Source organism: Streptomyces sp. NPDC057099, from assembly GCF_042671245.1.
Lineage (GTDB): Bacteria > Actinomycetota > Actinomycetes > Streptomycetales > Streptomycetaceae > Streptomyces > Streptomyces purpurascens.
In genome coordinates this window covers 19391-29724 of sequence record NZ_JBHUTX010000072.1, presented here as the reverse complement: position 1 = coordinate 29724, position 10334 = coordinate 19391, and the positions used below count along the sequence as shown (strand labels likewise).

Below are 10334 nucleotides of genomic sequence, written 5' to 3'. Positions count from 1 at the left end.
GACCAGCACGCTGGCGGCGCCGACGGCGGTGTGGCCGCCCCAGGCGAACACGGGTCCGGCCAGTCCGGTCGCCGCCATCACGGCCAGCAGGCCGGCCGCACGGGCCCGGCCCATGACACGGGCGTACCGGTCGGCCGCGCCGAGCCGCTCCAGTTCGTCGTAGACCAGCGCCTCGCAGGCGCCGGAGGCGAGGGCTCCGCCCGTGCCCCAGAGCACGAAGCCCAGCGCGAAGGCGCCGTACGACGGGAAGAGGGTCCACAGCGCGAAGCCTGCGGCTGTGAGCAGCGGGCCGATCCACAGCAGCCTGCGACGCGACACGGCGTCGGCCCAGGCGCCGGAGGGGACCTCCAGCAGCACGCCGGTGATCGACCACAGGGCGAACAGGGAGGAGATCTGCCAGACCGACAGCCCGGTGTCGCGGAACAGCAGCGCGTACACCGGGTAGAGCAGGACGAACTCTTCGAGGAACGCGTAGCCGTACAGCGTCCGGGTCAGCCGGCGGGCAGCGGACGCACGGCGCCCAGGGCACTCCTCGGAGGAAGCGGATGGAGATCAATGTCGCCAGGTCATGACACCGATGGTAGGCCGGTCGGGCGGATCACGCCGCTGTATTACGTGGGCGATCCCGACGAGAAGCGCCGCAGCAGCGGCGACAGCACGAGCACGGACTTGGTCCGCTCGACGAACGGTTCCCCGGCGATCCGCTCCAGGACCCGTTCGAAGTGCCGCATGTCGGAGGCGAAGACCTGGGCGATCGCGTCCGCGTCCCCGGTGACGGTGGACGCGGCCACGACCTCCTGATAGCGCTCCAGGCCCCGCTGGATGGTCTCCGGGGAGGTGTTGCCCCGGCAGTAGATCTCGACGAACCCCTCGGTCTCCCAGCCGAGGGCACCCGGGTCCACCCGGACGGTGAAGCCGGTGATGGCTCCGGTGGCGCGCAGCCGGTCCACGCGCCGTTTCACGGCGGGTGCGGACAGACCGACGATCTGGCCGATGTCGGCGTAGGAGCGGCGGGCGTCCTCGGCGAGGGCGTGCACGATGCGTTCGTCGAGATCGTTCAGCACAGTGGGTTGATCACTTCTCGGATGGTGCGAGTCGGGAACGGCGATAGCCGTACCCGAAGTAGAACACGAGCCCGACGGCCATCCAGACACCGAAGACCACCCAGGTCACGGCCGACAGGCTGCCCATCATCCAGATGCAGAAGCCGAAGCCGAGGGCGGGCATGACCGGGGAGAGCGGCACCCGGAAGGTGCGGGGCATGTCCGGGCGAGTCCGGCGCAGGACCACGACGGCCACGTTGACGAGCGCGAAGGCGAACAGGGTGCCGATGCTGGTGGCGTCGGCGAGCTGCCCGAGCGGGATCGCGGCGGCCAGCACACCGCAGAACAGCGACACGATCAGGGTGTTGGCGCGGGGGGTCTTGGTCTTCGGGTGGACCTTGGAGAAGACCTTCGGCACCAGCCCGTCGCGGGACATGGCGAAGAGGATGCGGGTCTGGCCGTACAGCACGGTCAGGACCACGCTCGCGATGGCGATGACCGCGCAGAACGCCAGCAGCGTGCCCCAGAAGGTCTGCCCGGTGACCTCGCGCATGATCTGGGCGAGGGCGGCCTCGGAGTCGGTGAAGTTCTTCCAGGGCTTGGCGCCGACCGCGACGGCGGCGACGAGGACGTACAGCGCCGTGACGATGACCAGCGACAGCATGATCGCGCGGGGCAGATCGCGCTGGGCGTTCTTCGCCTCCTCGCCGGCGGTGGAGGCGGCGTCGAAGCCGATGTAGGAGAAGAACAGCGTGGCTCCGGCGGCGCTGACGCCCGCCATGCCCAGCGGCATGAAGTTCTCGTAGTTGCCGGAGCGGAAGCCCTGGACGCCGATGGCGCAGAACATCACCAGCGCGGCGATCTTCACGATGACCATGACGGTGTTGGCGCGGGCGGACTCCTTGGCGCCGCCCAGCAGGAACGCCATCGCGAGCAGGACGACGATCAGCGCGGGCAGGTTGAACACACCGCCGTCGCCGGGCGGGGCGGACAGGGCGGCCGGGATGGTGACGCCTATGGTCCCGTCGAGCAGTTCGTTGAGGTACTCGCCCCAGCCGACCGCGACGGCGGCGACGGACACGCCGTACTCCAGGACCAGGCACCAGCCGCAGATCCAGGCGATCAGCTCGCCCATCGTTGCGTACGCATACGAGTACGAGGACCCGGCGACCGGGATGGTGCCCGCGAGCTCGGCGTACGACAGGGCCGAGAACAGGGCGGTGAGGCCGGCGATGACGAAGGACAGTGTGACGGCCGGGCCCGCCTTGGGGACGGCCTCGCCGAGGACGACGAAGATGCCCGTGCCGAGGGTGGCACCGATGCTGATCATGGTGAGCTGCCACAGGCCGAGGGAGCGCCGCAGCGAGCCTCCCTCACCCTGGCCACCCTCCTCGACCAGGTTCTCCACCGGCTTGCGACGCATGAGGCGCGCACCGACGCCCCGGGCGGGCGGGGCGGTCTGACTACTGCTGTGCGGGGGTGCGCCTTGGTCGAGCACGCGCTGGCTCCTTCATCGCTGCCGGTCAGGGCGGCAGGGACCGGCGGCACCTCTGGAGCAGAGACCCACCGAGCGGGGTCCCTGCCACGCCACGTACGAGGCGACAGCCTACGAGGATCGGCGTTGCTGGTGAAATGCAGCAACCTTGCGCATCCCCGCAAGATCGTTGCGTTCCTGGGAGCTCGGTGGGTGTTCGTTGCGGGAGGGCTGTCGACCGTTGCGCGACGAGCCGTCAGAGGGCCCTGACGCGCAACGTGCGGGGATCGGCCCGGTCATGCCCACGCCTGCCGAGAACGGCCCCCGGTCTCCCGCAGGGCGGGACACCGGGGGCCGTACGAAAGGGCGTTGGAGGGTCAGCTCCAGCTGGCGTGCAGGGGCTTGCCCTCGGCGTAGCCGGCGGCGCTCTGGATGCCGACGACGGCCTTCTCGGCGAACTCCTCAAGGGAGCCGGCGCCGGCGTAGGTGCAGGAGGAGCGGACGCCCGCGATGACCGAGTCGATCAGGTCCTCGACGCCCGGGCGGGCCGGGTCGAGGAACATGCGGGAGGTGGAGATGCCCTCCTCGAACAGCGCCTTGCGGGCGCGGTCGTAGGCCGACTCCTCCGAGGTGCGGTTGCGCACGGCACGCGCGGAGGCCATGCCGAAGGACTCCTTGTACGCCCGTCCCTGCGCGTCGTGCTGGAGGTCGCCCGGGGACTCGTAGGTGCCCGCGAACCAGGAGCCGACCATCACGTTGGACGCACCGGCCGCGAGCGCCATCGCCACATCGCGCGGGTGGCGGACGCCGCCGTCGGCCCACACGTGCTTGCCGTACTTCCTCGCCTCGGCGGCGCACTCCAGGACGGCGGAGAACTGCGGCCGGCCGACACCGGTCATCATGCGCGTGGTGCACATGGCGCCGGGTCCGACACCGACCTTGACGATGTCCGCGCCCGCCTCGATCAGGTCGCGCACACCCGCGGCCGCCACCACGTTGCCGGCGGCGATCGGCACCTGCGGGTCGAGGTCGCGCACCAGCTTCAGGGCGCTGATCATCGACTCCTGGTGGCCGTGCGCGGTGTCGATGACGAGCGCGTCGACACCCGCGTCCAGCAGTTGCCGGGCCTTGCCCGCGACGTCGCCGTTGATGCCGACGGCGGCGGCGATCCGCAGCCGCCCCTGCGCGTCGGTGGCCGGCTTGTAGAGCGTGGCGCGCAGGGCGCCCTTGCGGGTGAGGATGCCCGCGAGCGTGCCGTCCTTGTGCACGGCGGGGGCGTAGCGGCGGTTGGCGTGGTCGAGGGTGTTGAAGGCCTCGCCCGGGTCCATGTCCGCGTCGATGAGCAGCAGGTCCCGGGACATGACCTCCGTCAGCTGCGTGAAGCGGTCCACGCCGGACAGGTCGGAGTCGGTGACCACGCCGACCGGCCGGTGGTTCTCGTCGACGACGACCCCGGCGTTGTGCGCGCGCTTGGGCAGCAGCGCCAGCGCGTCCGCGACGGTCTGGTGCGGGGCCAGGATGATCGGGGTGTCCAGGACCAGGTGGCGGCTCTTGACCCAGGAGACGACGTCGGTGACCACGTCGATCGGAATGTCCTGCGGTATGACGACGAGGCCGCCGCGGCGGGCCACCGTCTCGGCCATGCGGCGCCCGGCGATGGCGGTCATGTTGGCGACGACGAGCGGGATGGTGGTGCCCGTGCCGTCCGGGGAGCTGAGGTCGACGCCCTGCCGCGAGCCGACCGCGGAGCGGCTCGGCACCATGAAGACGTCGTCGTACGTCAGGTCGTACCCGGGCTGGATGTCATTGAGGAAACGCACGTGCTGCACATCCCAGTCGTTCAGAGGTGACCCCCGAACCGGACGGTCCGGGGGAAAGAGCACGTACTTCATTCTCCCACGACGAGGTCCCGGACGTCCCTGAGCAGATCATCCAGCCTGGTCAGGGGGCCTCTCGGAGGATGCTCCAAGCCCGAGCGTCACGAAGAGACCCGGGCCCCGGTCGGTCGCCTCGGCGAAGATCTCCTCGGCGACCTGCCACTCCTCGGGCCGCGTCTCGGCGTACGTCCGCCAGCCCCGTACGACGACCAGCAGCCCCCGCTCCTCGGACCCCTCGGGCCAGAGGGCGGGGTCGGCCAGGCAGTCGGCGAGGGCGTCCCAGTTGCGGCCGAACCAGTCGGGCAGGGCGAGGTCACGGGCACAGCGGTCCATGAGGCCCGCCTTGTCCGTGACCCCGTCGAGGTCCAGAACGACCACGATCCGGCCCGCCGGGTCGTCCGGCACCTGGTGCGACTCACTCACCATCCGTCAGGCTCCGTCCGGGTCGGACCGGTTCAGCGCGGACTTCGGCGCCGGGCCCGCCGTCATCAGGTAGTCCGCCGCCGACGTGTCCGTGACCAGGCTGGTGACCAGCCCGGACCGCAGCACCGCGTCGATCGCCGGCCCCTTGCGCTGCCCGCCCGCGATGGCGACGACCTCGGGGACGCGGCGCAGCTGGTGGGTCTTGACGGTGATGCACCGCTCGCCCAGGTCCCGGCCGACCCGGCGGCCCTCGGCGTCGAAGAGGTGCGCGGACATCTCGGCGGCGACACCGAGGGAGGCGTAGTGCGCGCGCTCCTCGTCACTGAGCATGTCGTGCACCGTGGAGATGCCGGGCTCCCAGGAGCCGATCGAGACACAGGCGACGGTGACCTTGTCGAAGTGCTCGAAGGCCCGGGCGATACCCGTCTGGTTGCGCAGTGCCGTGGCCGTGGCCGCGTCGGGCAGCAGCATCGGCGCGTAGATGGGGTGGGCGTCACCCCCGGACACCTGGGCGGCGCGGCGTACGGCCTCGACCGAGCCGCGCTCGGCGGTCCCGGCGTCGTACACGCCCGTCAGCTGCACCACCGTGCACGGCGGCAGCCGGTCGAGCGCCGCCGCCATGTGGATCGTGGAACGGCCCCAGGCCAGTCCCAGCACATCACCTTCGTTGACCAGTTCGCCGAGCAGGTCGGCGGCCACTTCTCCCAGGTTCTCGGGGTCCGGTGTCTCCTCGGCCTCGGCCGGGGACTCGACCACGACAGCGTGCCTGAGGCCGTAACGGGCCCGGAGCGCGTCAGAGCGCTCCGCGTCCAGTTCGGCCGGCACACGGATCTCGATGCGCACGAGATCCCGTTCGAGGGCGGTCTCCAGGACCCGGGCCACCTTGAAGCGGCTGACGCCGAACTCCTCCGCGATCTGGATCTTGGACTTGCCCTCGAGGTAGAAGCGGCGGGCCATGGCCGCCGCCTGCACCAGCTCAGCGGGTCCCATCCGCATGGCTGACCGGCCCGCCGACATACCCGACACGGCGATCTCCTCACTGCTGTTCACACTCTGGATTCGCCGTTCATCCTTGCAGATCCGGCGCACTTGATCAGCCCTGATCGGAGCCGTTCACTTTGCTGTGGCTCAGTGGTCGCAGGCCCAGGATGCCTTGGCCGTCGTCGCCTCAGCCTGCGTGCGTAGTGCACGTACCGCCTGGGCCGGGTCTTTTGCCCCGTAGACCGCCGATCCGGCCACGAAGACGTCGGCTCCGGCGTCGGCGCAGCGCTCGATGGTGGACGCCGAAACTCCGCCGTCGACCTGGAGCCAGAGCTCCAGTCCGTGCTTGCTGATCAACTCGCGGGTGCGGCGAATCTTCGGAAGCATGATGTCGAGAAAGGCCTGCCCCCCGAAGCCCGGTTCCACCGTCATGATCAGCAGCATGTCGAGCTCGGGGAGCAGGTCCTCGTACGGCTCGATGGGTGTCGCGGGCTTCAGCGCCATGGAGGCGCGGGCTCCCTTGGCACGGATCTCCCGGGCCAGCCTGACCGGAGCGGCGGCCGCCTCGACATGGAAGGTGACGGAACCGGCCCCCGCTTCCACGTACTGGGGCGCCCACCGATCGGGGGCCTCGATCATCAGATGGCAGTCCAGCGGAGTGTCCGTCGCACGGGCGAGCGACTCTACGACCGGCACCCCGAGCGTGAGGTTCGGGACGAAATGGTTGTCCATGACGTCGACGTGGAGCCAGTCGGCTCCCTCCACCGCCTTGGCCTCGTCCGCGAGACGGGCGAAGTCGGCGGACAGGATGCTGGGGTTGATCTGCGCGGCCATGGCGTAAGCCTATGCGCTGCGCCGGGCTTGGGCGGTGGGGGTCCCGAAAGGCCGGCTGATCCGTTCGGCTGCGGCTGGTACGGGGTTGCTCGCGCAGTTCCCCGCGCCCCTTACGGGGCGCCTTCGCCGAGGGAGACTCCATGACCGGGAAGCAGGGCATCGGGCATCTCGTCTGCGGGCGGCGGGCCAAGTGGCTGGTGCTGCTGTTGTGGCTGGTCGTGCTGTTCGTGGCGGCACCCTTCGCGATGAAGCTCACCGACGCCCAGGACAACGACGCGGCGTCCTGGCTGCCGGGGTCGGCGGAGTCGACGCAGGTGCTGGAGATCTCCGAGGACTTCCGGCCGGAGCAGATCCCGGCGGTCGTGATCTACGCCCGGGACGGCGGGCTGACGGCTCAGGACCGGGCGCAGATCGCGGAGGACGTGCGGCAGCTCAAGGAGCTGCGGGACCACGGCATCCGGGGCGCGGAGACACGCGGGCCCGTCTACGACCGGCAGGTCGACCCGCGGGCCGCGCAGGTCCTCGTGCCGATCACGATGGACGAGCAGGGCTGGGAGCGGATCTCGCCCGCAGTCGACTCCATCAGGGACGACGTCGGCGAGGGCGGCGGCGGTCTGGCCGTGCACATCACCGGCCCGGGCGGCACCTCGGCGGACTTCGCCGAGGCCTTCGAGGGCATCGACTCGACACTGCTGCTCTCGGCGATGGTCGTCGTCATCGTCATGCTGCTCATCACCTACCGCAGCCTGACCCTGCTGGTGGTGCCGCTGATCGCGGTGGTCTGCGCGCTCTTCACCTCCCAGGCGCTGATCTATCTGCTGGCCGAGCACGCGGGCCTGACGGTCAACGGCCAGAGCGCCGGCATCCTCACGGTGCTCGTCTTCGGCGCGGGGACGGACTACGCCCTGTTGCTGGTCGCCCGCTACCGGGAGGAGCTGCGCCGGCACGAGGACCGGCACGAGGCGATGGCCCTGGCGCTGCACCGGGCCGGCCCCGCGGTGCTCGCCTCCGGCGCGACGGTCGTGCTGAGCATGCTGGTGCTGCTGGCCGCCGAGATGAACTCCACGAGCGGCCTGGGCCCGGTCGCCGCGATCGGTGTCGCCGTCGCCCTGCTGGCGATGATGAGCCTGTTCCCCGCCCTGCTGGTGATCTGCGGCCGGTGGATCTTCTGGCCGGCGATCCCGCACTACGGCAGCCCCGACCCGACCGAGCGCGGCATCTGGGCGCGCACGGGCCGCCGTATCGCCGGCCGCCCGCGGATCACCTGGGCCGCGACGGCGCTCGCCCTGGCGATCTGCTCGCTCGGCCTGATCCAGCTGCGCGCGGAGGGCATCAGCAACGCGGACGCGTTCACCGGGAAACCGGACTCGATCACCGGCCAGGAGGTGTCGGCGCGCTACTTCCCGGCGGGCAGCGGCGATCCCCTGGTCATCGTGAGCAACCGGGCGCAGGCCGAGCAGGTGGGCCGCACGGTCGCGGAGACGCAAGGCGTGGTCCCGACGTCCCTGGGACTGCCGCCGGGCACGAAACCGATCTACGAGGGCAAGGTCCTCTTCGAGGCCACCATGACCGCCCCGGCGGACAGCGAGGCCGCCAAACAGACGGTGGAGCGGGTCCGGGACGCCGTGCACGCGGTGCCGGGCGCCGACGCCCAGGTGGGCGGCGGTACGGCGGCCCTGCTCGACATGGACAAGGCGACCACGCACGACAACATACTGATCATCCCGCTGGTGCTGCTGGTCGTCCTGCTGATCCTCTGCGTCCTGCTGCGCGCCTTGATCGCCCCGTTGGTGCTGGTCGGGACGGTGATCCTGTCGTTCGCGGCGGCGCTCGGCCTCAGCGCGCTGGCCTTCCGGTACATCTTCGACTACGCGGGCGAGGCGACCGACTTCCCGCTGTTCGTCTTCGTGTTCCTGGTCGCCCTGGGCATCGACTACAACATCTTCCTCACCACGCGCATCCGCGAGGAGGCGGCCCGCCACGGCACCAGACGGGGCGTGGTCACGGGGCTCGCCGCCACCGGCGCGGTGATCACCTCCGCGGGCCTGGTGCTGGCCGGCACGTTCGCCGCCCTCGGCACCCTCCCGATGGTCGCCTTCGCCGAGATCGGCTTCGCGGTCGCCCTGGGCGTCCTCATCGACACGTTCATCGTGCGCTCGGTCCTGGTGACGTCCCTGTTCCTGGACATGGGACCGAAGGTGTGGTGGCCGCACCGGCTGGCCAGGGAGGACGGCGGTGCGGCGAACCAGGAGGGCGTCGGAGCGGGGGTCAGCCGGTCCGACGAATGAGTGCCAGGTACATGGCGTCGGTCCCGTGCAGATGAGGCCACAGCTGTACGTCGGGTCCGTCGCCCAGATCCGTGACGCCGGGCAGCAGCGGCCGCGCGTCGACGAGGTCGGTGTCCGGGATCTGCTTGAGCACGTCGGCGACCACGGCCCGGGTCTCGGCGAGGTGCGGCGAGCACGTCGCGTAGCCCACGACACCGCCGACCCGCACCGACTCCAGGGCGGTGCGCAGCAGCCCGCGCTGCAGCGGCGCGAACCCCTCCAGGTCGTCGGGCCGGCGCCGCCAGCGTGCCTCGGGGCGGCGCCTCAGGGCGCCGAGACCGGTGCACGGAACATCGACCAGGACCCGGTCGAAGCTGCCGGGCCGCCACGCCGGACGGGTCCCGTCCGCGGTGATCACCTGATACGGCCCCGGGTTGCCGTCCAGCGCGCTCGCCACGAGCCCGGCCCGGTGCGGCTGCTTCTCGGAGGCGAGCAGCAGCGCACCCCGTTCCGCGGCGAGGGCGCCGAGCAGCGCGGCCTTGCCGCCGGGCCCCGCGCACCCGTCCAGCCATCGCCGGTCGGGCCCGTCCAGGGGCGCGTTGGCGAGGGCGATCGCCACGAGCTGGCTGCCCTCGTCCTGCACCCCCGCGCGTCCGTCCCGTACGGCCTCGATGGCGCCCGGCTCGCCGCCTTCGGTCAGCCGCACGGCGTACGGCGACCAGCGCCCGGGCACGGCGGCGTCCTCGTCGAGCAGTTCCTCGGCGGTGGCCCGTCCGGGCCGCGCCACCAGGGTCACCTCGGGCCGCTCGTTGTCGGCGCGCAGCAACTCCTCTATGCCGGCGCGCCCGCCGCCGAGGGAGTCCCACAGCGCGGACACGACCCAGCGCGGATGCGAGTGGACGACGGCGAGGTTGTCCTCGGGATCCTCGTCGTAGGGCGGCGCGACCCGCTCCAGCCAGCCGTCCAGATCGTCCTGCGCGATCTTCCGCAGCACGGCGTTGACGAACTTGGCCCGCCCGTCGCCGAGCACGACCCGCGCGAGTTCGACGGTGGCGGACACGGCCGCGTGGGTCGGGATCCGCGTCCCGAGCAACTGGTGCGCGCCGAGGCTCAGCACGTCCAGCACCGGCGGGTCGACGTCCCCGAGGGGCCGGTCCACGCAGGCCGCGATGACCGCGTCGTACGTGCCCTGCCACCGCAGCGTCCCGTACACCAGCTCGGTGGCGAGCGCCGCGTCCCGCGCGTCGAACTTCTCGGGTCCCTCGTTCTCCCGCGCTTTGCGCAGCAACGGCGGCAGGACGAGGTTGGCGTAGGCGTCCCGCTCGTCCACGGCCCTCAGCGCTTCGAAGGCGAGGATGCGGACGGGGTCCTTCTTGGGCCGGCGGTAGGGCTTGCCGGACGGGCGCGGCCGACGGGGCTGTTCGCTCACGAAAAA

The 10334-nt window shown here is 71.3% G+C and carries 9 protein-coding genes; 1 reads left to right on the top strand and 8 read right to left on the bottom strand.

The window, feature by feature from the left end; translation table 11 throughout:
• The 7 genes from ACFT4A_RS40445 to rpe form a co-directional block, all read right to left on the bottom strand.
• Positions 1-495 (bottom strand): MFS transporter (locus tag ACFT4A_RS40445; RefSeq protein WP_382841093.1); only part of this gene is annotated, 495 nt, incomplete at its 3' end.
• A 116-nt stretch (positions 496-611) separates the two neighbouring features.
• Positions 612-1064 (bottom strand): Lrp/AsnC family transcriptional regulator, encoded by a 453-nt coding sequence (locus ACFT4A_RS40440; RefSeq protein ID WP_003988931.1) that lies wholly within the window; start codon positions 1062-1064, stop codon positions 612-614.
• Positions 1065-1074: 10 nt separating this feature from the next.
• Complete coding sequence (locus tag ACFT4A_RS40435; RefSeq protein WP_382841085.1) at positions 1075-2541, bottom strand: amino acid permease; 1467 nt, start codon at positions 2539-2541, stop codon at positions 1075-1077.
• Between the two features lie 353 nt (positions 2542-2894).
• Entirely contained in the window at positions 2895-4337 is a 1443-nt protein-coding gene (locus ACFT4A_RS40430; RefSeq protein ID WP_382841083.1) for a GuaB1 family IMP dehydrogenase-related protein, read from the bottom strand.
• Between the two features lie 108 nt (positions 4338-4445).
• Entirely contained in the window at positions 4446-4799 is a 354-nt protein-coding gene (locus ACFT4A_RS40425; RefSeq protein ID WP_382841091.1) for a barstar family protein, read from the bottom strand.
• Between the two features lie 24 nt (positions 4800-4823).
• Entirely contained in the window at positions 4824-5867 is a 1044-nt protein-coding gene (locus tag ACFT4A_RS40420; RefSeq protein ID WP_215122656.1) for a sugar-binding transcriptional regulator, read from the bottom strand.
• 78 nt (positions 5868-5945) lie between these two features.
• Positions 5946-6632, bottom strand: coding sequence for a ribulose-phosphate 3-epimerase (gene rpe, locus ACFT4A_RS40415; RefSeq protein ID WP_382591793.1), 687 nt, complete (start codon positions 6630-6632; stop codon positions 5946-5948).
• A 140-nt stretch (positions 6633-6772) separates the two neighbouring features.
• On the opposite strand from rpe, the gene ACFT4A_RS40410 reads away from it, so the two are divergent.
• Positions 6773-8920: an MMPL family transporter gene (locus ACFT4A_RS40410; RefSeq protein ID WP_382841078.1), complete on the top strand. Its 2148-nt coding sequence runs from the start codon at positions 6773-6775 to the stop codon at positions 8918-8920.
• On the opposite strand, the gene ACFT4A_RS40405 is transcribed toward ACFT4A_RS40410, so the two are convergent.
• Positions 8901-10328 carry an RsmB/NOP family class I SAM-dependent RNA methyltransferase gene (locus ACFT4A_RS40405; RefSeq protein ID WP_382841075.1) on the bottom strand — a complete coding sequence of 476 codons (1428 nt, stop codon included), beginning with the start codon at positions 10326-10328 and terminating at the stop codon, positions 8901-8903. The genes ACFT4A_RS40410 and ACFT4A_RS40405 overlap by 20 nt on opposite strands.
• Between the last annotated feature and the right edge of the window lie 6 nt (positions 10329-10334).